Source organism: Streptomyces sp. NPDC054047 (genome assembly GCF_055585065.1).
This window is the reverse complement of the sequence record NZ_JBVJKV010000001.1, coordinates 1,029,697-1,052,455: the sequence shown is the minus strand read 5'-3', so window position 1 is coordinate 1,052,455 and position 22,759 is coordinate 1,029,697. Positions and strand designations below refer to the sequence as shown.

The following is a 22,759-nucleotide window of genomic DNA, read 5'->3' as shown; positions in this document are numbered from 1 at the left end:
CCGGAGAGGGGTTCATGACCGCGCAGGGTGCCCGATGATCCACGTACGGTGATCGGCGCTGCCCGTTGCGGTCTCGTTAACGTGCAGGTCATCCCGGATGTCAACGATCCAGTACGAGCGGGAATTTCGCCCACTGCGGAGCTGCCCGCGACCACTGCCGACGCGTTTGCAATCGGGGAGACCGCGCCATGTCGCGCACACGCTCTGTCGCCACCGCCGCCCAGTCCGCCGCCCACGCCGCCGCCTCCGCCGTCTCCTCCGTGGACCGCCGCGCCTTCCTGGCGACCACCGGAGCCGTCTCCCTCTCCGCGGGCATCGGCTACGCCCTGCGGCCCGGCACCAGCCACGCCGCCGCCAGCGGACCCGCCCCCGTCGCGCTCTCCCGGCAGGCGCCCGCCGCGCCCCTGATGCCCTACCTGGGCGGCACCACGCTGGGCGCCGTCGCGACGCCGCGCGGCACGTCCGGCTACCGGCGGCTGGGGGACGGGCCCGCCTGGGACCGCGTGGTCCGCGGCGACCTGGCCGACCCCAAGAACGGCCGCGAAGGGCGGCGCACCCCGCTCGCCGCGTTCGTCCAGTTCACCGACCTGCACCTGGTCGACGTACAGCACCCGCTGCGGTACGAGTACCTGCGCGCCCAGACCGCGAGCGCCTGGCGCCCGCAGGAGGCCCTCTCGGTGGCCGGCGCGGTCGCGCTCGTCGAGCGGGTCAACGCACTGCGCGGCGCGCCCGCCACCGGATCGCCGCTGCACTGCGTCGTGACGACGGGCGACAACACGGACAACAACTCCCGCTCCGAACTCGACTGGTTCCTCAAGACCATGAGCGGCGGGCGCATCACCCCCAACACCGGTGACCCGCGCCGCTACGAAGGCGTCCAGGACAGCGGCCTGAAGCTGTACTGGCACCCGGACGACGACCTGCGCGACTCCGACAAGGCGCTCGGCTTCCCACGGGTCGACGGCTTCCTGGACGCCGCGCTGCGCGAGGTCAACAGCCCCGGCCTCGGCCTTCCTTGGTACTCGACCGTCGGCAACCACGACGCGCTGCCCGGCGGCTGCTGGGGCCCCGGGGACTCGTACTTCTCCGAATTCGCCGTCGGCGGGCGGAAGCTGATGTCCCTCGACGAGCCGCGCGGCGCCGCCCTGTGGAAGGCCGTCAAGAAGGGCCGCGACCCCAAGGGCGCCCAGTTCAAGGAGCTCCTGAAGAGCGAGGCGCGGCGGATGCGCTCGGTCACCCCGGACGAGAGCCGCGCGCCCTTCACCCCCGCCGAGTACGTCAAGGCCCACCTCGACCCGGCGTACAAGGGCCACGGTCCCGCGGGCCACGGCTACACGCAGGAGAACCTCGACTCCGGAACCCAGTACTACTCCTTCCGCATCAGCGACGACGTCCTGGGCATCAGCCTGGACTCGACCGACCCCGGCGGCCACTACGAAGGCTCGCTCGGCACGGCCCAGATGGACTGGCTGACGCGGGAGCTGAAGGCGAACGAGGAGAAGGACGGCGGCGGTTCGTACGTCATCGTCTTCAGCCACCACACCAGCAGGACCATGCGCAATCTGCGCCAGGACCCGGACCGCCCGAGCGAGGGCAGGCACGGGGGCGACGAGATCGTCGCCCTGCTCGGCCGCCACCGTTCCGTCCTGGCCTGGGTCAACGGACACAGCCACAAGAACAGGATCACCGCGCACCAGACCCCGCGCGGCTCCTTCTGGGAGGTCTCCACGGCCTCGCACATCGACTTCCCGCAGCTGGCCCGCGTGGTGGAGCTGAGCGACAACCACGACGGCACGATCTCCCTCTTCACCACCCTCATCGAGTCGTCGGCCCCGCACCGCACGGATTACGCCGACCTCTCGCAGACCGGCCTCGCCGCGCTCTACCGCGAACTCTCCTTCAACGCCCCTGGTGCGAAGCCCGCGCTCGGCGGCGAGCCGGGCGACCGGAACACGGAACTGATCCTCAGGAAGGGCTGAAACCCGCCCAACCCGCGCGTCGACCTCAACCTCGTCCCCGGACCCGTGAGTCCCTCCCGCCGTCCGTACGTCGTGAACAGATGGGGGAGAGATGGCAGCGCGCAAGAGACGCCTGACGGGTGTGGCCGCGGTGATGGCGATGACGGTGACGGCGGGAGCGTTCGCGGCGCCGGCGCTCGCGGGGGAGTCCGGTGGTGGCGGGCACGGCGACCGGCACCGGGCGACACAGAAGGCGATGGAGGCCGCCGTCAACGAGAACGCCCCCGGCGTGACCGCCCAGGCCAGGGACAAGCACGGAACCTGGAACTCCGCCGCGGGCATCGGCGACCTCGAACGGCGGACCCCGCGTGGCGCCCACGACCGCTACCGCGTCGGCAGCATCACCAAGACCTTCGTCTCGACGGTGGTGCTCCAGCTCGTCGCCGAGGGGGAGTTGCGCCTGGACGACAAGGTGGGGCGGTGGCTGCCGGGCGTGGTCGAGGGCAACGGCCACGACGGCGACCGCATCACGGTGCGCCAGCTCCTCAACCACACGAGCGGCATCTACGACGTACTGAGCGACCCCGGCTACCAGGAGAAGATGTTCACCGAGAAGTTCCTCGCGCACCGCTACGACACCTGGACCCCCGAGCAGCAGGTCGCCATCGCCATGCGCCACGAGCCGGACTTCGATCCCGGTGAGGGCTGGAACTACTCCAACACCAACTACCTCCTCGCAGGCATGATCATCAAGAAGGTGACGGGGGAGTCGTACGCGGACGAGATCAAGCGCCGCATCATCGAGCCGCTCGGCCTGCACGCCACCAGCGTGCCGCGGACGGACCCCTCGATGCCGGAGCCGAGTTCACGGGCGTACATGAAGCTCTCCAAGGCCCCGGGCGCCGCGTTCCACGACGTCACGGAGCTCAATCCGTCCATGGCGGGCTCGTCGGGCGGGATGATCTCCGACGCGGCGGACCTGAACCGCTTCTACACGGCCCTGCTGCGCGGCAAGCTCCTGCCCAAGAAGCAACTCGCCGAGATGAAGAAGACCGTGGTGCGGGACCCGGACAGGCCCAACGACGGGTACGGGCTCGGCCTGGTGAGCCGCGAGACCTCCTGCTCCACCGTCGTCTGGGGCAACGGTGGCGACATCCAGGGCTCGACGTCGATGACCCTGGTGACCGAGCGCGGCGGCCATGCGCTCTCCGCCAACTTCAACAGCCTGGACGGCGACCTGTTCGCCGTCCGGGACGCGGAGTTCTGCGGGAAGTGACGTGTCCGGCGGGGCCCGGCGTGCGGGTCCCGCCCCTCTCCCGCGGCGGCTACCGCGGCAGCACCACCACGTACGCGGCCGGGTCCCGGTCGGCCGACGCCATCAGGGCGGTCCGCACGACGGTCGCCTGCTGTTCGAGCGACTCGCGCAGTTTCCTGGGCGTCAGATGCACGACGGTGATGCCGAGGCGCTCCAAGTGCTCGCGCTTGCGGGCGTATTCGGACCACAGGGCGTCGTCGTCCTGCCGGAATCCCTGCCGGGGCGCCCGCGTGTCCAGCTCGACGGCGACGGCCAGATCGGGCCAGTAGGCGTCGACGCCCCCGAGATGCGGCCCACCGGGCAATCGCAGGTCGACGTTCCACAGCGGATCGGGCAGACCGTGCTCGACGACCATCTGGTAGAGCCGGTCCTCGGCGATCGCCCGCCCCTCGGCGAGCAGCGAGTCCACCGCGTCCACGACATGCGGGCGGGTCAGCAGCCGCGCGGAGTTCAACTCCCGCACGATGGCGGCCGGTTCGCAGTGTCCGCCGCGCACCGCCTCGGTGAGCAGCCTGCGCACCGCGCCCGCATCGGTGAGCCCCGCCACGGCGTCGGCGAGCGCGCGCGGCACCGGCGCCACCGGAACTCCGGTGACCTGTACGGCGGTCGGCAGCGCCGGGGTCCGCACGAGCCGGACGAACCCGGTGGAGCGCAGTCGCCGGGTGCGCGGGACGAGGACGTCGATGCGGTCCAGGGACAGCAGTGGGGGAGCCGACGAGAAGCGGTGCAGGGCGAGCGCCGCGAGTCCGGTGATCAGGGCGTCGGCGTACGGGGCATGGGGCTCGCCCGCGCCGGGCTGCGCGGGCACGGTCTTCGCCGCCCGGGCCGGCGGCCGCCCCGCGAACAACAGGGCCCCGTGCAGGCGCTCTTCACTGGTCGGCGGCCCCGGGTGCAGCAGGCAGACCCCCGGGAGCAGCTGCTGCCAGGGCCCTTCCGGGCGGCAGTGGGACGAGACGTCGGCGGCGGAGATGCCGTGGGCGCGGAGCTGGGCGGTGCTCATCACGCGACGCTGGACGTCGGCGAGGTGACGGAGGGGGCGGGGGGAGAGCGGGGTGTTGTGGTTCATGACCGGGCCATTCCCGCTGCCGCTCCGCCCCCTAACCGCTGTTACAGCCCCGTCGACATAACCGGACAACCCCGCACTAAAGTGCAGACGTTCGACTGCCGAAAAGGTCTGGTTGCGCGGGTTACGTTCCGACGGCCCCCTCGCCGAGCCGCCGAGCGGCTCGGCGAGGGGGCCGTCCCGGCCGCAGGCCTACGCGGCAGCGGCGTCGCAGGCCTGCGCCCGCAACGACCGCGCGAGGTCGTCCCGGGCCTCGATCACAAGCCGCCGCAGGGCGGGAGCGGCCGTCTCGTGGGCGGCGAGCCACGCATCGGTCGCGTCCACGGTGGCCTGGCTGTCCTGGAGGTGCGGGAACAGCCCCTTCACCACGTCCATCCCGATCTGGATGGACCGCTCGGCCCACACCCGCTCGATGGCGGCGAAGTACTTGGGCGCGTACGAAGCGACGAGGTCCCGCTGCGACGTCTGTGCGAACCCCGAGATCGTCGCCCCCACCAACGCGTTGGACAGGGAGTCGGACTCCACCACGGCGGCCCACGCCTGCGCCTTGACCGCCTCGGAGGGCCGCGCGGCCAGGCACCGCACCTGGTGCCGCTTGCCCGAAGCCGTGTCGTCCCGAGCCAGCTCGGCGGCGAGCACCTGCTCGTCGGCGACGCCGTGCGCGGCCAGCGGGCCGAGGAAGGCCCAGCGCAGCTCCTGGTCGACGTCCAGGCCGTCGATCTTCGCCGTCCCCGCCAGCAGGCCCCGCAGCAGCTGCAGGTCGGCCTCCGAAGAGGCGACCGCCGCGAAGAACCTCGCCCACGTCAGCTGGTGCTGGCTGCCGGGCTCCGCGTTCCGCAGCTCCCGCAGCGCGCCCTCGGCGAGCGCGCGCCCGCCCTCCTCGCGCCACTCGGGGGCCGCGTAGAAGGTGAGGGCCGAGTCCGCCCAGGTGTGCAGCATCTGGAGGACCCCGATGTCGCTCTCGCGCCCCGCGAACCGCAGCACGAGGCCGATGAAGTCCCGCGCGGGCATGAGCGCGTCCCGGGTGAGGCTCCACAGCGCGGACCAGCACAGCGCGCGGGCGAGCGGGTCGGTGATGTCGCCCAGGTGTGCCCGCAGGGTGTCGAGGGAGGTCTCGTCGAAGCGGATCTTGCAGTACGTCAGGTCGTCGTCGTTGACCAGGACCAGCTCGGGAGCATCCTCGCCGGCCAGCTCGGACACCACCGTGCGCGGCCCGGCGACGTCCACCTCCGCGCGTGCGTACCGCGTGAGCTCGCCCTCGGGCGTGCGGCGGTACAGGCCCACCGCCACGCGGTGCGGCCGCAGTTCGGGGTGCGACTCGGCGGCCTCCTGCACCACGGAGAGCTCCGTGATCCGGCCCTCCGCGTTCAGGATGACCTGCGGGGTCAGGGAGTTGACGCCCGCCGTCTGCAGCCACGACCGCGACCACGAGGCCATGTCGCGCCCGGAGGTCTCCTCCAGGACCGAGAGGAGGTCGCCGAGGCGGGTGTTCCCGTACGCGTGCCGCTTGAAGTAGCGGCGGGCGCCTTCGAGGAACGCGTCGCGTCCCGCGTAGGCGACGAGCTGCTTCAGTACCGACGCGCCCTTCGCGTACGTGATCCCGTCGAAGTTGAGCTTGGCGTCCTCCAGGTCGCGGATGTCGGCCGTGACCGGGTGCGTGGAGGGCAGTTGGTCGGCGCGGTAGGCCCACGCCTTGCGGTTGTTGGCGAAGGTGATCCAGCCGTTGGTGAAGCGCGTCGCCTCGACCATCGAGAAGGTGCCCATGAAGTCGGCGAAGGACTCCTTGAGCCACAGGTCGTCCCACCAGCGCATGGTGACGAGGTCGCCGAACCACATGTGCGCCATCTCGTGCAGGATGACGTTGGCCCGGCGCTCGTACGACGCCTGGGTCACCTTGCCGCGGAAGATGTACTCCTCGCGGAAGGTCACACAGCCGGGGTTCTCCATCGCGCCCAGGTTGTACTCGGGGACGAAGGCCTGGTCGTACTTCCCGAAGGGGTAGGGGTAGTCGAAGTTGTCGTGGAAGAAGTCGAGCCCCTGCTTGGTGACCAGGAAGACGTCGTCCGCGTCGAAGTGCTTGGCGAGGCCCTTCCTGCACAGGGCGCCGAGCGGGATGTCCAGCGTCGTGCCGTCGTCGAACGTGCGGCTGTAGGAGTCCGTCACGTAGTGGTACGGACCCGCGACGACCGCCGTGATGTACGTCGAGATCGGCTTCGTCTCGGCGAACTTCCATACCCCGTCGACCAGTTCACCGGAGCCGTTCGACCAGGCGGTCCAGCCCTCGGGGGCCCGCACCTCGAACCGGAAGGGTGCCTTCAGATCGGGCTGCTCGAAGTTGGCGAAGACGCGCCGTGAGTCCGCGGGCTCGTACTGCGTGTAGAGGTAGACCTCGCCGTCCTCCGGGTCGACGAAGCGGTGCATGCCCTCCCCGGTGCGGCTGTAGGCGCACTGGGCGTCCACCACCAGTTCGTTCTCCGCGGCCAGGTCCTCCAGGGTGATGCGGGTGCCGTCGAAGACCTCGGAGGGATCCAGGTCCTTGCCGTTGAGCGAGAGTGCCGTGACGCTCGGGGCGATCAGGTCCGCGAAGCTCGCGGCGCCGGGTTCGGCGGAGCGGAAGCGGATCGTGGTGACGGAGCGGAACGTGCGCGGCTCCTGGACGCTCTCGCCGATCGCGGAGCGCAGGTCGAGAAAGACCTCGTACCCGTCGACGGACAACAGCGCGGCCCTCTCCTGGGCCTCGTCGCGGGAAAGATTCTCACCGGGCACGGGCGGTACTCCCTTGTACTCGCAGGGGGAAGTCGTGGATCGCACGACCTGTACGAATGTCTACGATCCTCGCATGTGGCCTCAGCGGGCGGTATCCGGGAATGCCTGGGCAGATCACTGACGTTCCCCTGGCCAAGCGCGCAAGCATTCCCTAGGGAGAGACATGTCCGAGAACGGCAAGACCCCTGTTGACTTCTGGTTCGACCCGCTGTGCCCGTGGGCCTGGATGACCTCGCGCTGGATGCTCGAGGTGGAGAAGGTCCGCGACGTAGAGGTCCGCTGGCATGTCATGAGCCTCGCCGTACTGAACGAGGACCGGCTCGACGAGCTGCCCGAGGAGTACCGGGACATGCTCGAGACGAAGGCCTGGGGCCCGGTCCGCGTGGTCATCGCCGCCCAGCAGAAGCACGGCGACGACTACACCGGGAAGCTCTACACCGCCCTTGGCACCCGCTTCCACAACCTCGGCGAGGGCCCGACCCGCGAGGCGGTCGTGTCCGCGCTCAAGGACGTCGGCCTGCCCGAGGAGCTCGCGGACTACGCGGACTCGGACGAGTACGACACCCAGCTGCGCGCCTCCCACCAGGAGGGCATCGACAAGGTCGGCCAGGACGTGGGCACGCCCGTCATCGCCGTCCCCGGCGCGGACGGCGAGCAGGTCGCCTTCTTCGGTCCCGTCGTGACGCCCGCACCGAAGGGCGAGGCGGCGGCGAAGCTGTGGGACGGCACGCTGCTCGTGGCGTCCACGCCGGGCTTCTACGAGATCAAGCGCACGCGTACGCAGGGCCCGATCTTCGACTGAGCTAGCCGAAGGACGGGGGGAGGTCGAAACCGTCCCGGTGGGCCCAGTAGTTCTGTACCCGCAGGCAGCCCTGGCGGCCGCACCGCCAGTATTTGCCCGCGTCGGCGGGGCCCACCCGGGCGATGACGACGTCCAGTGCGTCTCCCGTGGGCTTCTGGAAGTTTTGGTGGCTGTCGCCACAGTTCAGGCAGCGCCTCCAGGGATCTGACATGGCCTTACCGTCCCCCGGAACCCGGCATACCGAAAGACCCCCGTGAGCCATGTCCTCACGGGGGTCCTTCGTCCATCCGCCTGCCTCGGCGAAGGTTGAGAAGACGATCACGAGGCAGGGCGTTCTCAGGGGGCCAGCAGCAGGCTGTTCACGCGTTGCTTGGCGGCCGCGTAACGCTTGGAGACGTCCTGCCAGTTGACGACCTGCCACATGGCCTCGATGAAGTCCACCTTCTGGTTCTTGTACTGGAGGTAGAAGGCGTGCTCCCAGGCGTCGAAGACCAGGATCGGCGTCGAGCCCTGGCCGACGTTGCCCTGGTGGTCGTAGACCTGTTCGACGATGAGGCGGTTGCTGAGCGGCTCGTAGGCGAGCACGCCCCAGCCCGAACCCTGCGTGGTCGCCGAGGCCTTGGTCAGCTGGGCCTTGAACTTGGCAAAGGAGCCGAAGGACTCGGTGATCGCGTCCGCGAGGTCGCCGACACCGTCCGCGGCCAGCGGCTCACCGCCGCCACCGTCCTTCGGGCTGTTCATGTTGTGCCAGTAGATGCTGTGCAGGATGTGGCCGGAGAGGTGGAAGGCCAGGTTCTTCTCCAGGCCGTTGATGGCGCCCCACGTCTCCTTGTCGCGCGCCTCCTCCAGCTGCTCAAGGGTGTCGTTCGCGCCCTTCACGTACGCCGCGTGGTGCTTGTCGTGGTGCAGCTCGACGATCTGGGGATTGATGACCGGCTCGAGCGCCGCGTAGTCGTACGGAAGTTCAGGAAGCGTGTAAATGGCCATGTCCGAGCCCTCCGACTGCTGCTCTGCTGTAGTGCAACGCTTATTGCAACCTATATGCAAGTGCAGGCTAGCAGCAGGAGTGGGTCGGAGTTGATCAGCCCTTGGTCCTAGGTCCGGGGAAACGCGAGAGGGCCCCGAGTCCGTCGACCCGGGGCCCTCTCGCGCAGAGGTGTGTCGCTACTCGGCGGCGACCGCCGCGCGTTCGGCCCTCTTCTGCCGCGCGAAACCGATCACGGCCAGAATCAGCGTCAGCGTGCCCGTGGCCAGGAGCTGCTTGCGCGTGTCGGGCTGTTCCGTCATCAGGTAGAAGATGTACGCCATCGCGGCCAGGGCGACCCAGGTCAGGAACGGGTAGGCCCACATCTTCACGACCAGCTTCTGCGGCTCGTCGCGCTCCGTCCTGCGGCGCAGGATCAGCTGCGAGGCGGCGATGAAGATCCAGACGACCAGGATCATCGCGCCGATCATGTTCAGGAGCCAGGGGAAGACGTCGTCCGGGCGCCAGTAGCTGAGCAGGACGCAGACGAAGCCGAAGACCGAGGAGGCGAGGACCGCGAGGCGCGGGACGCCGCTGTAGACGCGGCCGAGCGCCTTGGGGCCCTGGCCGCGCGCGATCAGGGAGTACGACATGCGCGACGCGCCGTAGATGTTGGCGTTCATCGCGGAGAGCAGGGCGATCAGGACGATGACGTTCATGATCTGGCCCGCGCCCGGGATGCCCAGGTGGTCGAGCGTGGCGACGTACGGGCCCTTCGCCACGACCTCCTTGTTGTCCCACGGCAGCAGCGTGACGACGACGAGCATCGAACCGACGTAGAAGAGGGCGATGCGCCACATCGCCGTGCGCACGGCCTTGGCGACGCTCTGGACCGGGTTCTCGGACTCCGCGGCCGCGATCGTGACGGTCTCCAGACCGCCGTACGCGAACACGGACGCGAGGAGGCCGATGATCAGGCCGTCCGTGCCGTTCGGCATGAACCCGCCCTCACCGGTGAGGTTGGCCGTGCCGGGCGCGGAGGCGTCCGAGCCGGGCAGGATGCCGAGGATGGCCAGGACGCCGATGCCCAGGAAGAGCGCGATCGCGCCGACCTTGAGGGCGGCGAACCAGAACTCGAACTCGCCGAAGTTCTTCACGGCCGTCAGGTTGGCCCCGCAGAACACCAGCATGAAGAGGGCGACCCAGGCCCACTCGGGGCTGTCGGGGAACCAGCCCACCATGATCTTCGCGGCGCCGATGCCCTCCAGGCCGACGGCGACGCAGAGCAGGAACCAGAAGCCCCAGCCGGCGGTGAAGCCCGCCCAGGGGCCGATCGCCCGCTCGGCGTGGACCGAGAAGGAGCCGGACGCCGGGTTCGCCGCCGACATCTCGCCCAGCATCCGCATCACGAGCATGACGAGCGCGCCGGATATCGCGTAGGCGAGGACGATCGAGGGGCCCGCCGCGGCGATGCCCGCTCCGGAGCCCACGAAGAGGCCGGCTCCGATGACGCCGCCGAGGGCGATCATGGAGAGATGCCGCTGCTTGAGACCGTGGACGAGCGGGGAATCGGCCTGGGGAGCCGCGTCGGGTGCTGCGTCCTTGGGGGTGTCCTGGGGGGTGGACATCCGAGACATGGGCGTGCCCTGTTCAGTAGCCGAGACGGGGGAGCGAGCGGCCCACAGTCTGAAGTCCGGTACCGCTGACAGGGAACACCTGACCGCTATACGGACACGACGCTCACACGTTGTGAAGAAGCGGACACAAGTTGTTCACGCCCGTTTCATGCGCTTCTCGCGCCACTCCCGCAGCCCCGCGACCGCGAGGACCAGGCCCGTCGCGCCCGCCGACCACAGCAGCTGCGGCCGTGCCCCGTCGTCGGTCAGCATCAGCCCGATCACGGCCGCCATCGCCGCGAGCGCCGCCCACGTCAGGTAGGGGAACGCCCACATCCGCAGGACGAGCCGCTCCGGCGCCTCGCGCTCGATGCGGCGGCGCAGGCGCAGCTGCGAGACCGCGATCAGCGCCCACACGAACAGGAGCACCGCGCCGACCGAGTTGAGCATGTAGAGGAAGACCGAGTCGGGCCACTTCAGATTGAGTACGACGGACACGAAGCCGAAGGCGACGGACGCGAGGACCGCCCGGCGCGGCACCCCGCCGCCCGACACCTTCAGGAGGGCCTTGGGGGCCTCGCCGCGCTCGGCGAGCGAGAAGACCATCCGGGACGAGCCGTAGAGGTTGGCGTTCAGCGCCGAGAGCAGCGCGACGAACACCACGATGTTCATGATCGTGCCGGCGGACGGCACCCCGATCGAGTCCAGGACCGTCACATACGGACTGACGCCCGCCTTCTCCGCCGTCCACGGCAGCACCGTCACGATGACCAGCATCGAGCCGACGTAGAAGAAGAGGATGCGGTAGACGGCGCTGCGCACGGCGCGGGCGACCGAGCGCACCGGGTCGTCGGACTCGGCTGCCGCGATCGTCACGACCTCCAGGCCGCCGAAGGCGAAGACGACGGCGAGCACACCGGAGGTGACGCCCTCCCAGCCGTTGGGCAGGAAGCCGCCGTGTCCGGTGAGGTTGGTGAGGCCCACGGGGTCCGTGTCGGGCAGCACCCCGAAGATCGCGAGCAGCCCGAGGACCAGGAACGCGACGATCGCGAAGACCTTCAGGGCGGCGAACCAGAACTCGAACTCGCCGAAGTTCTTCACGGAGGCGAGATTGGCGGCGGTGAACACCAGCATGAAGATCAGCACCCAGGCCCACTGCGGGACCCCCGGCGCCCAGCCGTTGGCGATCTGCGCGGCGCCGGTCGCCTCCACGGCGAGCACGACCACGAGCAGGAACCAGTAGAGCCACCCGACGCTGAACCCCGCCCAGCGGCCGAGCGCGCGCTCGGCGTGCACGGAGAAGGACCCGGACGCGGGCATCGCGGCCGACATCTCGCCGAGCATCCGCATCACGCACATCGCGAGCGCACCGGCGATGAGGTACGAGACGACGATGCCCGGCCCGGCCACGGCGATCCCGGCCCCGGACCCGACGAAGAGCCCCGCCCCGATGACCCCACCGAGCCCGAGCATGGTGAGATGGCGCTGCTTGAGACCTCCGCCGAGAGGTTCGGGCTCCGTCGCCGTCGTGCCCCCACTGCCGGGCGCCGATGAATCGGGGGTTGCGTCGTGCATGGTGCTTAGCGCTGCTCTCGGGCTCACAAAGAAATTGGCGGGAACCTACAGTCTCCCCGGGCGGCATCCCCGTACGCAAAACGGGACCCTCGCGCCGCCCACCTCAGTGACGAGCGTCACGCTCCCCGCAGGGGTACGCCCATCGCTTTGTACAGTGCCCACCAACAAGGTGCCCCGCACCTTGTCACCCGTACACCGTGAGAGGCGCCCCCGCCTGAGATAGCGTCGCGGGGTCCCACCTGCCCGTCCCAGAACCCGCGGAGTCCCGATGAGCATCGCCGCCGTCTCTTCCCGTCCCGGCCAGGTCCTCGCGGACCTGCTCCCCGCGTCCCGCGCGAAGGACGCGGCCTTCGTCCTCGGGGGCGCCGCCCTGACCGGCATAGCGGCCCAGATCGCCGTGCCCGTCCCGGGCTCCCCCGTACCGGTGACGGGACAGACCTTCGCCGCCCTCCTCGTCGGCACCGCCCTCGGCGCCCGCCGCGGCTTCCTCGCCCTCGCCGTGTACGCCCTCGTCGGCATGGCCGGCATGCCGTGGTTCGCGGAGGCGGGCTCCGGCGTCGCCGCCCCGTCCCTCGGCTACGTGCTCGGCATGCTGCTCGCCGCCACCGTGGTCGGCGCCCTCGCCCGCCGCGGCGGCGACCGCTCCGTCCTGCGCACCGCGGGCACGATGGTGCTCGGCTCCGCGATCATCTACGCGGTCGGTGTCCCGTACCTCGCCGCCGCGACCGGCATGTCGATGACCCAGGCCGTCGCCGCCGGGCTCACGCCCTTCCTGATCGGCGACGCCCTGAAGGCCGCGCTCGCGATGGGCGCGCTGCCCACGGCGTGGAAGCTCCTCGACCGCTGACGCCGGTCAACCGACGTCGTAGTTCCGCCTGAAGAGGTTCGCCGGGTCGTACGTGGCCTTCAGCCCGGCGAGCCTCTTTCGCGTCCCGGCGTCGTACAGCCCCTCGGGCCGGTCCCCGGCGGCGAAGGCGAAGTTGAGCAGCCGCCCCTCGACCTCCGGCGCGAAAAGTCCGAACGCCCGCGCCTGCACGGCCCGCACCGCGTCGAGACCCGCGTCGTCACCGGCTTCGAAGGGTGAGAGCACCCGCACCAGCCACCCCGCGTCCCGGTAAGGCACCGCGTTCCCCGCGGGCTTCGCAAGGGCCCCGCCCAGCTGGTTGATCTGGACGACGTGCATCTGCTCGGCGGCCGGACCGGTCAGCGCGAGCAGCTCGCACGCCGCCGCGACGTCCAGCTCGCGCACCACCACGCTGTCCCCGTAGTAGGAGTGCGGGAAGTCCGGGTCGCTGTGGATCGTGTGGCTGTCGGTGTACGGCATCTCCCGCAGCGAGTCCGAGACCGTGGGCCCGATCTCCCGCAACGGCGCCACCAGCCGCTCGCCCGACGCCTCGGAGCCGGTGTACGCGACCCGGACCGTCACCAGATAGCGGCCCCGCAGATGCGGCGGCAGCTGCGGGATGTCCGGATAGACCAGCGCCGCCACCGACGAGGTCAGCTCCCGCGGCACGGTCCGCGTCCACGCCTCGTACGCCCGCAGCACGTCCGCCGGGTCGACCTCCCCGCCGTCGAACTCGATCGCCCCGCCGTACAGCCGCGCCACCGGCACCAGGCCGATCTCCAGGGCCGTCACCACCCCCAGGTTCGCCCCGCCGCCGAGCAGGCCCCAGAAGAGCTCGGGCTCGGCCCGCGCCGTGACGCGGCGCAGCGTGCCGTCCGCCGTGACGACGTCGAGCCACCGGACGTGGTCGGCCGCGTACCCGAACTCCCGGGCCAGGATGCCGAGCCCGCCGCCCAGCGTGTACGAGACGGCGCCCACGCCCGGCGCCGAACCGTTCAGCGGCGCGAGTCCGTGCGCCGCCGCGGCCTCGACGACCTGGCCCCAGCGGACGCCCGCGCCCACGGTGACCGTGCGCGCGTCGGCATCGATCCGGACGGAATCCATTCGCCGGGTGCTGATCAGTACGCCGCCCTCCGAGGCCCCGGGAAGACCGTGCCCGGTGGCCTGCACACCGATGGGCAGCCCCGCATCGGCGGCGTACGACACGGCGGCGACGACGTCATCGGCGCTCTCGGCCCCGAACACGATGGCGGGCCGCTGGGTGAAGCCGGTCTGGAATCCGGCGATCTCCTCGGCGTACCCGTCGTCGCCGGGCCGGAACACAAGGCGCTGGTCGAGTCGCTGGTCGGGTTGCCCGTCGGTGAAGTCCACGGTGGTCCTCCAAGGAGTGCGCGGTGCTGGCTGACGCGTCAGAGCCTCCCCGGAAAACCTGACATCCGCCGTCAAGTTTTCCGGCTCTTCGGGAACCGGGCGAACTGTGCTGTCATGAAAGGGGACTCGGGGGTGAGCGCCCATGCCGGAGCTTTCAGTGGTCGCGGGCCGCTATCGCCTGATCGACGTGGTCGGCCAGGGCGGCATGGGGCGCGTGTGGCGCGCGGCCGACGAGCTCCTCGACCGCCGCGTGGCGGTCAAGGAGATGCGGATCGACATCGCGGACGGCCTGGACGCCGAGGACGCCCGCGTCCGCAGGGAGCGTGCGCTGCGCGAGGCGCGGGCCAGCGCGCGGATCGATCACCCCGGTGTCGTACGCGTCTATGACGTCGCCGAGGAGGACGGCCGGCTCTGGATCGTCATGGAGCTCGTCGAGGCGCGTTCCCTGGCCCGGTACGTCGACGAGGAGGGGCCGCTGGACGAGCGCGACGCGGCCCGGGTCGGCCTGGCCCTGGTCGCGGCGCTGCGCCGGGTGCACGCGGCGGGCGTACTGCACCGCGACATCAAGCCCGAGAACGTCCTGATGGGTGCCGGGGGGCCCGCCGGACGGATCGTCCTCACCGATTTCGGCATCGCCGCGCTCCAGGACTCCGGGCGGCTCACGCAGACGGGACTGCTGGTGGGCTCGCCCGAGTACATGGCGCCCGAGCGGGTCTCGGGGGCTCCGCAGGGCCCGCCGTCCGACCTCTGGTCCCTGGGCGCGACGCTCTGCACGGCGTTGCGGGGCAGTTCGCCCTTCGCTCGCGAGGAGGCCCTGACCACGCTGGTGGCCGTCCTGCACGACGCGCCCGAACTGCCGCCCGAACCGAGCGGGTTGCGTCCTCTTCTGTCGGCGCTCCTGGTCAAGGACCCGGCGCGGCGGCCGGACCTGGACGAGGTGGAGGAGGCGCTGCGGGCGGCGCTCACGGCACCGCCCCCGCGGCCGCCCCGAAAGCCGGACGGCGATCGGGCAGGGGCCGGCTGGCGGCCCCACGTCCTGACCGCCGTGGTCCTGCTGGTCGCGGCCGCCGTGGCAGCCGTCATGTTCTTCACCGCGCGCGGTCCCGGCGGCAGCGATTCGCCGGGACCGAGCACGCGTCCGCCGACGGTGGCGGGTACGTCGACCACGCCACCGTCGGACCGCACCGGTTAGGCGTCGACGCCGGTGCCGACCTTGTCGGTCTCGGCGTCAGTGCCGGTGCCGGCGTCGACGCGGGGCCGCACCTTCTCCCGGATGACGGAGAACGCGACCACGAACGCCGCCGCGAGCAGCGAGAGCAGCACCTGCTTGCGCCCGGCCTCGTCGGTCAGCATGTAGACGAGCACGAACGAGATCATCGCGATCGTGACCCAGGTCAGGTACGGGAAGAGCCACATCTTCACGACCAGCTTCTCCGGCTCCTCGCGCAGGATGATGCCGCGCATCCGCAGCTGCGTGAACGCGATCATCAGCCAGACGAAGAGGGCCACCGCGCCCGAGGAGTTCAGCAGGAAGTCGAAGACGGTGTCCTGCCACTGGTAGTTGAACCAGACGGCGACGAAGCCGAACACGACGGACCCGAGGATCGCGGCCTGCGGCACACCGCGCGCGTTGGTGCGCGCGAAGGACTTGGGCGCGTCACCGCGCTGGCCGAGCGAGAAGGCCATGCGGGAAGCGGTGTAGAGCCCGGAGTTGAGACAGGAGAGGACGGCGGTCAGGACGATGACGTTCATGACCTGACCGGCGTGCGGGATGCCGATCGAGTTCAGGGCGGCGACGTACGAACCGTCCTTGAGGATCGACTTGTCGTCCCACGGGAGCAGCGTGATCACGACGAAGATCGAGCCCAGGTAGAAGACGCCGATACGCCAGATGACGCTGTTCGTGGCCTTCGTGACGGCGCGCTGCGGGTCCTCGGACTCACCGGCGGCCAGCGTGACGATCTCGGAGCCCATGAACGAGAAGACGACCATGAGGACGCCCGTGAGGATGGCGCCCGCGCCGTTGGGCATGAATCCGCCCGCGTCGGTGAGGTGCGCGAATCCGGCGCCGGGGTTGTCGGAGCCGGGCAGCACGCCGAAGACGGCGAGCAGACCGATGATCACGAACCCGCCGATGGCGACGACCTTGATCCCGGCGAACCAGAACTCGAACTCGCCGTAGGAGCCGACCGAGACGAGGTTGGTGGCGGTGAGCACCACCATCACGATGAGCGCCCAGCCCCACTGCGGGACGGCGGGTATCCACCCGTTGAGGATGACGGCTCCGGCGGTGGCCTCCACCGCGAGCACCACGACCCAGAAGAACCAGTAGAGCCAGCCGATGGAGAAACCGGCCCAGCGGCCGAGGGCCTGGTCGGCGTAGGTGGAGAAGGAGCCCGACGTGGGCCGTGCGGCGGCCATCTCGCCGAGCATCCGCATCACCAGGACGACCATCGTGCCGACGAGGGCGTACGAGACGAGGATGGCGGGCCCTGCGGCGGCGATACCTGAGCTGGAGCCGACGAAGAGTCCCGCTCCGATGACGCCACCGATGGCGATCATGGAGAGGTGGCGGTTCTTCAGCCCGGCCTTGAGGCCGTCACCGGTGTCTCCAGACTGCGAATCCCCAGGGTCTACGGGGTTGCGGTCTGCCTTCGCAAGGGAGGGTTGCGAGGTCATGGACGAATCCTTAAGTTCTCGGGTCACGAGCCCACGCATTCAAACTCAGCGGTGTACGTGACGGAAGTCCTGACTCCGGATCGTGATATTCCGGCCCGAAGGCCCAGACCTTGGTGACCAAGGTCCTGCCCCCGGACGCCGCTACCCGCCCCGCGACATGCCACACTCAGTCGCATGCGCGTGTACCTCGGCTCGGATCATGCCGGCTACGAACTGAAGAACCACCTGGTCGAGTGGCTCAAGAGCCACGGCCACGAGCCCGTCGACTGCGGGCCCCACATCTATGACGCCCAGGACGACTACCCCCCCTTCTGCCTCCGCGCCGCGGAGAAGACGGCGGCGGACCCCCAGTCGCTCGGCATCGTGATCGGGGGCTCCGGCAACGGGGAGCAGATCGCCGCGAACAAGGTGAAGGGGGTGCGGGCCGCCCTCGCCTGGAGCGAGCAGACGGCCGCGCTCGGGCGTGAGCACAACGACGCGAACGTGGTGTCGATCGGCGGCCGGATGCACTCGCGGGAAGAGGCGACGAAGTTCGTCGAGATCTTCCTGTCGACGCCGTACTCGGGCGAGGAGCGCCACACCCGCCGCATCGACATGCTGTCGGCCTACGAGTCCACGGGCGAACTGCCTCCGATCCCGGCCCACCACCCGCAGGGCTGAGACCCTTCTCTTCTCTTCTCTTCTCTCCGAACGCCGGACGGGCTGGACTCTCAGCCCGTCCGGCGTTCGAGGACGAACCCGGCGAAGCCGGTGATTTCCGGTGCGCCGAGGGGCGGCTCCGATCAACCCGCACCCCTTGGGAGGAACCGTGCCGGAGGGGCACACCATTCACCGCCTCGCGGACGACCACCGCGCCCGCTTCGAGGGCCGAGGCCCCCTCCGCGTCACCAGCCCCCAGGGCAAGTTCTCCGACAGCGCGGCCCTGCTGAACGGGCAGGAGATGGACACCGCCGAGGCCCACGGCAAGCACCTCTTCCTCGGCTTCGCCGAAACCGGCTGGATCCACATCCACCTCGGCCTCTTCGGCAAGGTCACCTTCGGCGGCACGGCCGCCGCGAACCCGCCCACGGACACCGTCCGCCTCCGCCTGGCCACCACCGACGCGTACGTCGACCTCCGCGGCCCCACGACCTGCGCCCTCATCACGGACGAGGAGAAGCAGGCGATACACGCCCGCCTCGGCCCGGACCCGCTCCGGGAAGCCGACGACCCGGACAAGGCCTACGCCCGCGTCTCCCGCAGCCGCACCACCATCGCCGCGCTCCTCATGGACCAGAAGGTCATCGCGGGCGTCGGCAACGTCTACCGCGCCGAGGTCCTCTTCCGGCACCGCATCGACCCGTACACCCCGGGCAAGGACATCCGCCCCGCCCAGTGGACGGCGATCTGGGACGACCTGGTCGGCCTGATGCGCGAGGGCGTGCGCCTCAACCGCATCGACACCGTGCGGCCCGAGCACACGCCCGAGGCGATGGGCCGCCCGCCGCGCGTGGACGACCACGGCGGCGAGGTGTACGTGTACCGCAGGGCCACGATGCCCTGCCACATCTGTGGCGGCGAGATCCGCACCGCCGATCTCGCCGCCCGCAATCTGTTCTGGTGCCCCTCCTGTCAGGGAACGGTGTCCTGAGCCCGCGGACGGGCGGCTCGCATAAGATCACCGCTTGACCGAAACGCCAGTTCAACGGGGGATCTCATGTTCGGGTTCGAAGCAAGCTGGATGGACGGGCCGCTGGCCATCGCGGTCGGCGTGCTCTTCGTCGCCGTCTTCCTGTTGCCGTCCCTCATCGCCTTCAACCGGGACGTCGAACTCCGCTGGGTGATCCTCGTCATCAACCTCTTCCTCGGCGCCTCGCTCATCGGCTGGCTGGTCGCCCTCTATCTGGCGACCCGCAAGCCGAAGAGCGTCCCGACGCCCCAGCTCCTCTGAAGCCCCCGGCTAGAACCCGTGCGGCAGCCACGGCGCGACGTCCGACCCGAAGGCCGGCGTCGCCTCGGCCAGTGCGCCCGGGCGCAGTTCCCGCACCCGGCCCGCGGCCGCCAGTGACGTCAGGGAGATGCCGCCGAGATAGGCCGACCCCAAGTCCCGTACGGACAGGGCGAGATCGGCGTCGTCCTCGGTGCGCTCGCAGGTCGCGCCCTTCACGTCGCCCTTGAGCCGCCAACGGCCCGTGTTCCAGGGGCAGAAGGCGTCGTCGACCTCCAACACCAGGTTCACCGGCGTCCGGTAGGCGCGTGCCTCCAGGGCGGCCCCCACGTCCACCAGACGTACGTGGAGCGAGTCCTTCACCTGGAGCCCGCAGCGCCGCACGTCCGAGACGAGGTGGAGCACCGCGTCGTCCACCGGGCGGCTGTGCGCCTCCACCGTCGACGTCAGGTCGATGCCGAAGAGGAACTGCCACAGCGCCGCGTTCGCCGCCGGGTCGAGGGACTCCAGGTCGCGCAGCTTGACCGTGCCCTTGGGGCCCGCCGCGTCCCACTCGGGCTTCACGTGGAAGCGCGCGTACCCCACGAGCTCCCCGTCGCGCTCGGCGAGCACGCACTGGAGCGGTGACGCGCCGTGCCGCTCGCTCTCCGGGTCGAGCAGCCCGAGCCGCTCCCAGCCCGGCTGCCTGGCCAGCATTCCGGGCCGCTCGCTCACCCGTCGTGCGTACAGCGCCTCGCACGCCGCGTGGACGTCGGCGGGCTTGGCGTACCGAAGGCGTACGTCATCGGTGCCGGCCGGGAGCGACAGGCGCACGCGTGCCGTGTCGATCTCGGCCTTCATCTGCAGGGTCGCCGCGCCGTACCCGAACCGTCCGTAGATGGCGGGTTCGGAGGCCGTGAGCACGGCCAGGCACTCGCCCTTCGCGCGTACGTCGTCGAGCTGGCGCCGCATCATCGACGTGAGGATCCCGCGCCGCCGGTGCGTGGCCGCGACGCTGACCATCGTCACACCGGCCGCGTCCACCAGTGAGCCCCCCGGCACGGAGAGGCGGAAGCTGAACGCTCCCGTCGTGCCGACGCAGGTCTCGCCCTCCCAGGTGCCGAAGAAGCGGTCGAACTCGGTCAGTGCGTTCCAGAGCTCGTGCTCCTCCTTCGCCTCGGCGACGCCGCCGAAGGCGAGCTCCAGCGTCCCGTAGTACTCGTCCCAGTCTTCCTGGCGCAACTCCCGCAATTCCGTCGTCATATGCCATGCCTACCAGGGTGAAGCGGGCGGAGCGACAGGATTTTCGCGTGGCCGCCGCATGCCTCTGACGGGGGACAACCGGCACCTCCCGTGCGAAGTGCCTGGCCCGGTGGATAGGGTCCGGGAGCAATGGCAGGCAGGCGAGCGGAAGCCGAGACGTTCACAGCCCGGATGAAGAAGCGGATCCACCGGGCGCGCATAGGGCTGCGCAAATCCGGGGTCGACTACTTCAGAGGCGACGGCTCGGACTGGATCGCGCTGGCGGGCCTGCTCGTCACCATCCCGGTGATCACCTTCTGCACCATCGTCAACAACGTCTGGTTCGCGCCCTCCGCGCTGGTCCTGCCCATCGTGGCCGGCGGCCTGCTGCTGCGGCCCTCCAGCCTGCTCGGCCTGTACGCGACGGCAGCCGCCGCGCTCATCGTGGAGTCCGTCCAGCTCGGCCCGTACACGCAGGGGCCGTCGCGGGTCACGCCCGGCGTGGTCCTGGTCGTCGCGGCCTGCGGCTTCTTCGGGCTGATCATCGCCCAGTTCCGCAGCCGGGTCGGGGTGCCGTGGCGCGGCGGCGGAACGATGCTCTTCGACCTGCGCGAACGCATCCGCGTACAGAGCAAGCTGCCGAAGCTGCCCCGGGGCTGGCACCGCGAGATGGCCCTGCGCCCCGCGGGCGGCCAGTCCTTCTCGGGGGACTTCGTGGTCGCGGCCCGCACGAACGGCGGCCGCACCCTGGAGGTCGTCCTCACGGACGTCTCGGGCAAGGGCATGGACGCGGGCTCCCGCGCGCTGCTCCTGTCGGGCGCCTTCGGCGGTCTGCTCGGCTCGCTGCCGCCGCACGCGTTCCTGACCGCGGCCAACGGCTATCTCCTGCGCCAGGACTGGGACGAGGGCTTCGCGACCTCCATCCATCTGGTCCTGGACCTGGAGACCGGCGACTACGAACTCTTCTCGGCGGGCCACCCGCCGGGCCTGCAGCTCAGCGCGGGCAGCGGCCGCTGGGAGGAGAAGGTCGCCGACGGCCCCCTCCTGGGGGTCTACGACGGGGCCCAGTTCGACCCGGTGAAGGGCTCCCTGCAGCCCGGCGACGTACTGATGCTGTTCACCGACGGCATCGTCGAGACCTCCGACCGCGACATCAGCGAGGGCATCGACCGGCTCACCGGGGAAGCCGACCGCTATGTGGCGGGCGGCTTCCACGGCGCCGCGTGGCACCTGATCGAGGCGGTCGCGAAGGACGTCAACGACGACCGGGCGCTGCTGCTGATCTGCCGGGAGCCGTCAGTGGGCGCCTGACATCTCCGGCTCGGGATCGGGGGCGGGATCGCGCCCGCCCGGCAGGATCCGGGCCAGCCAGTGGGCCCGGGTCGCCGCCAGCGGGCCGAGCACCGCGAGCAGCAGCACGTACCCCGCGATGAAGGGCGAAAGCCGCTCGTCGAGGCCCGCGGTGGCCGCCATCGTCGCCAGGATCAGGGCGAACTCGCCGCGTGCGAGCAGGGTGGTGGAGATGTTCGCCGCGGGGCCCGCCCCGAAGCCGTACACACGCGCCGCACCGATTCCCGCCAGGACGTTCATGAGCAGCGTCACGGCCACGGCGGCGAGCACCGGCCAGAGGACCACGGGCAGGTCGCCGGGGTCGATCGAGAGGCCGAAGGCGAAGAAGAAGATCGCCCCGAACGCGTCCCGCAGGGGGTGCACGAGCTTGCGGACGCGCTCGCCGGACGCCGTACTGCCCACCATCAGACCGACCATGAACGCGCCGATCGCGTCCGCGACCCCGAACCACTCCGAGACCCCGGCCACGAAGACCGCGGCGCCGAGGAAGGAGATGACGAGCAGCTCGTCGTCACGGGTGTCCATGAGCCGCCCGACGACCTTCGTGCCGAAGCGCGCCACGAGGGCGAGAAGGAGCAGGAAGCCGAACGCCTTGCCGCCGTCCATGACGGCCGCCGCGAGGCTGTCGGCGCCGGACAGGACGGGTTGCAGCGCGGCCAGATAGAGCGCGAGGAAGATGTCCTCGACGACGATGATGCCGAGGATCGGCTTCGTCTCGGGGTTGCCGAGCCGGCCGGTGTCGACGAGCACCTTGGTGACGATCGCCGAGGACGAGATGCCGAGCACTCCGGCGAGGACCAGCGCTTCGGAGGTGCCCCAGCCGAGGGCGAATCCGAAGCCCAGGCCCGCGCCGACGTTCAGCGCGAGATACGTCCCTCCGGCGAGGGCCATCTTGCGGCCGCCCGTCTTGAGGTCGTCCATGTGGAACTCGAGGCCCAGGTAGAAGAGCAGCAGCACCAGGCCGAGCGCCGAGAGCATCTCCAGGTCGTGGGGGTCGGAGACCAGGACCACGCCGGGGGTGTGAGGGCCGAGGAGTATCCCGGCCAGGATGAAGAGCGGAATGGTGGGGAGTCCGATGCGGCCGCCCACGCGGGCGAGCACGGCGGCGGCGAGAAAGGCGCCGCCCATGGCTATCAGGGTGTCTGCGTGTCCGATGCCGTTCCTCCTGGTGATCCGAAGACGCACACTCCGCACGTCGATGGCAAAGGGAGCGTCAAGAACGCGTCAATAGTTAGCTTACCAAAGGGTTTACGCGGCAACTCTGTATGGCGTACATCCGCTCGCTGCGGGGGCTATCCCCACCCCCGA

The 22,759-nt window shown here is 70.4% G+C and carries 19 protein-coding genes; 9 read left to right on the top strand and 10 right to left on the bottom strand.

The window, feature by feature from the left end; translation table 11 throughout:
• Positions 1-188: 188 nt before the first annotated feature.
• Positions 189-1,979 carry a TIGR03767 family metallophosphoesterase gene (locus ACZ6ZP_RS04770; protein ID WP_469405528.1) on the top strand — a complete coding sequence of 597 codons (1,791 nt, stop codon included), beginning with the start codon at positions 189-191 and terminating at the stop codon, positions 1,977-1,979.
• A 91-nt stretch (positions 1,980-2,070) separates the two neighbouring features.
• Positions 2,071-3,234: a serine hydrolase domain-containing protein gene (locus ACZ6ZP_RS04765; RefSeq protein WP_469405526.1), complete on the top strand. Its 1,164-nt coding sequence runs from the start codon at positions 2,071-2,073 to the stop codon at positions 3,232-3,234.
• A 49-nt stretch (positions 3,235-3,283) separates the two neighbouring features.
• Here ACZ6ZP_RS04765 and ACZ6ZP_RS04760 read toward each other — a convergent pair whose 3' ends face one another.
• Complete coding sequence (locus ACZ6ZP_RS04760) at positions 3,284-4,339, bottom strand: hypothetical protein (protein WP_383818899.1); 1,056 nt, start codon at positions 4,337-4,339, stop codon at positions 3,284-3,286.
• A 189-nt stretch (positions 4,340-4,528) separates the two neighbouring features.
• On the bottom strand, positions 4,529-7,102 hold the full coding sequence (pepN, locus tag ACZ6ZP_RS04755; protein ID WP_351160614.1) for an aminopeptidase N: 2,574 nt from the start codon (positions 7,100-7,102) through the stop codon (positions 4,529-4,531).
• 163 nt (positions 7,103-7,265) lie between these two features.
• On the opposite strand from pepN, the gene ACZ6ZP_RS04750 reads away from it, so the two are divergent.
• On the top strand, positions 7,266-7,904 hold the full coding sequence (locus ACZ6ZP_RS04750; protein WP_351160611.1) for a mycothiol-dependent nitroreductase Rv2466c family protein: 639 nt from the start codon (positions 7,266-7,268) through the stop codon (positions 7,902-7,904).
• Position 7,905: 1 nt separating this feature from the next.
• Here the strand turns inward: ACZ6ZP_RS04750 and ACZ6ZP_RS04745 are convergent, their stop codons facing one another.
• The 4 genes from ACZ6ZP_RS04745 to ACZ6ZP_RS04730 all read right to left on the bottom strand — a co-directional run bounded on the left by ACZ6ZP_RS04745 (position 7,906) and on the right by ACZ6ZP_RS04730 (position 12,059).
• Positions 7,906-8,115, bottom strand: a complete 210-nt coding sequence (locus ACZ6ZP_RS04745; RefSeq protein ID WP_351160608.1) for a hypothetical protein — start codon at positions 8,113-8,115, stop codon at positions 7,906-7,908.
• 125 nt (positions 8,116-8,240) lie between these two features.
• On the bottom strand, positions 8,241-8,891 hold the full coding sequence (locus ACZ6ZP_RS04740; RefSeq protein WP_361462309.1) for a superoxide dismutase: 651 nt from the start codon (positions 8,889-8,891) through the stop codon (positions 8,241-8,243).
• A gap of 177 nt (positions 8,892-9,068) precedes the next feature.
• Positions 9,069-10,505, bottom strand: a complete 1,437-nt coding sequence (locus tag ACZ6ZP_RS04735) for an amino acid permease (protein ID WP_351160602.1) — start codon at positions 10,503-10,505, stop codon at positions 9,069-9,071.
• Positions 10,506-10,640: 135 nt separating this feature from the next.
• Positions 10,641-12,059, bottom strand: coding sequence for an amino acid permease (locus ACZ6ZP_RS04730; protein WP_383818894.1), 1,419 nt, complete (start codon positions 12,057-12,059; stop codon positions 10,641-10,643).
• Positions 12,060-12,327: 268 nt separating this feature from the next.
• On the opposite strand from ACZ6ZP_RS04730, the gene ACZ6ZP_RS04725 reads away from it, so the two are divergent.
• Complete coding sequence (locus ACZ6ZP_RS04725) at positions 12,328-12,906, top strand: biotin transporter BioY (RefSeq protein WP_351160597.1); 579 nt, start codon at positions 12,328-12,330, stop codon at positions 12,904-12,906.
• 6 nt (positions 12,907-12,912) lie between these two features.
• Here the strand turns inward: ACZ6ZP_RS04725 and ACZ6ZP_RS04720 are convergent, their stop codons facing one another.
• The gene (locus tag ACZ6ZP_RS04720; RefSeq protein ID WP_383818891.1) at positions 12,913-14,274 is read right to left on the bottom strand and encodes an FAD-binding oxidoreductase; all 1,362 of its coding nucleotides are present in this window, start codon (positions 14,272-14,274) and stop codon (positions 12,913-12,915) included.
• Between the two features lie 142 nt (positions 14,275-14,416).
• Here ACZ6ZP_RS04720 and ACZ6ZP_RS04715 point away from each other — a divergent pair, with 142 nt between their 5' ends.
• On the top strand, positions 14,417-15,466 hold the full coding sequence (locus tag ACZ6ZP_RS04715) for a serine/threonine-protein kinase (RefSeq protein WP_469405525.1): 1,050 nt from the start codon (positions 14,417-14,419) through the stop codon (positions 15,464-15,466).
• Here ACZ6ZP_RS04715 and ACZ6ZP_RS04710 read toward each other — a convergent pair.
• Complete coding sequence (locus ACZ6ZP_RS04710) at positions 15,463-16,953, bottom strand: amino acid permease (RefSeq protein ID WP_469405523.1); 1,491 nt, start codon at positions 16,951-16,953, stop codon at positions 15,463-15,465. The two genes, ACZ6ZP_RS04715 and ACZ6ZP_RS04710, sit on opposite strands and share 4 nt — an antisense overlap.
• A 174-nt stretch (positions 16,954-17,127) precedes the next feature.
• On the opposite strand from ACZ6ZP_RS04710, the gene ACZ6ZP_RS04705 reads away from it, so the two are divergent.
• The 3 genes from ACZ6ZP_RS04705 to ACZ6ZP_RS04695 all read left to right on the top strand — a co-directional run bounded on the left by ACZ6ZP_RS04705 (position 17,128) and on the right by ACZ6ZP_RS04695 (position 18,883).
• Positions 17,128-17,613, top strand: a complete 486-nt coding sequence (locus ACZ6ZP_RS04705; RefSeq protein WP_351160591.1) for a ribose-5-phosphate isomerase — start codon at positions 17,128-17,130, stop codon at positions 17,611-17,613.
• Positions 17,614-17,761: 148 nt separating this feature from the next.
• Positions 17,762-18,583 (top strand): Fpg/Nei family DNA glycosylase, encoded by an 822-nt coding sequence (locus tag ACZ6ZP_RS04700; RefSeq protein ID WP_351160589.1) that lies wholly within the window; start codon positions 17,762-17,764, stop codon positions 18,581-18,583.
• 66 nt (positions 18,584-18,649) lie between these two features.
• The gene (locus ACZ6ZP_RS04695; RefSeq protein ID WP_351160586.1) at positions 18,650-18,883 is read left to right on the top strand and encodes a superinfection immunity protein; all 234 of its coding nucleotides are present in this window, start codon (positions 18,650-18,652) and stop codon (positions 18,881-18,883) included.
• 9 nt (positions 18,884-18,892) lie between these two features.
• Here ACZ6ZP_RS04695 and ACZ6ZP_RS04690 read toward each other — a convergent pair whose 3' ends face one another.
• Complete coding sequence (locus ACZ6ZP_RS04690; protein WP_469405520.1) at positions 18,893-20,122, bottom strand: GNAT family N-acetyltransferase; 1,230 nt, start codon at positions 20,120-20,122, stop codon at positions 18,893-18,895.
• Between the two features lie 129 nt (positions 20,123-20,251).
• Here ACZ6ZP_RS04690 and ACZ6ZP_RS04685 point away from each other — a divergent pair, with 129 nt between their 5' ends.
• A complete protein-coding gene (locus ACZ6ZP_RS04685) occupies positions 20,252-21,412 on the top strand; it encodes a PP2C family protein-serine/threonine phosphatase (protein ID WP_351160580.1) in 1,161 nt (386 codons plus the stop codon).
• On the opposite strand, the gene ACZ6ZP_RS04680 is transcribed toward ACZ6ZP_RS04685, so the two are convergent.
• On the bottom strand, positions 21,398-22,579 hold the full coding sequence (locus tag ACZ6ZP_RS04680; protein WP_351160577.1) for a cation:proton antiporter: 1,182 nt from the start codon (positions 22,577-22,579) through the stop codon (positions 21,398-21,400). The two genes, ACZ6ZP_RS04685 and ACZ6ZP_RS04680, sit on opposite strands and share 15 nt — an antisense overlap.
• Between the last annotated feature and the right edge of the window lie 180 nt (positions 22,580-22,759).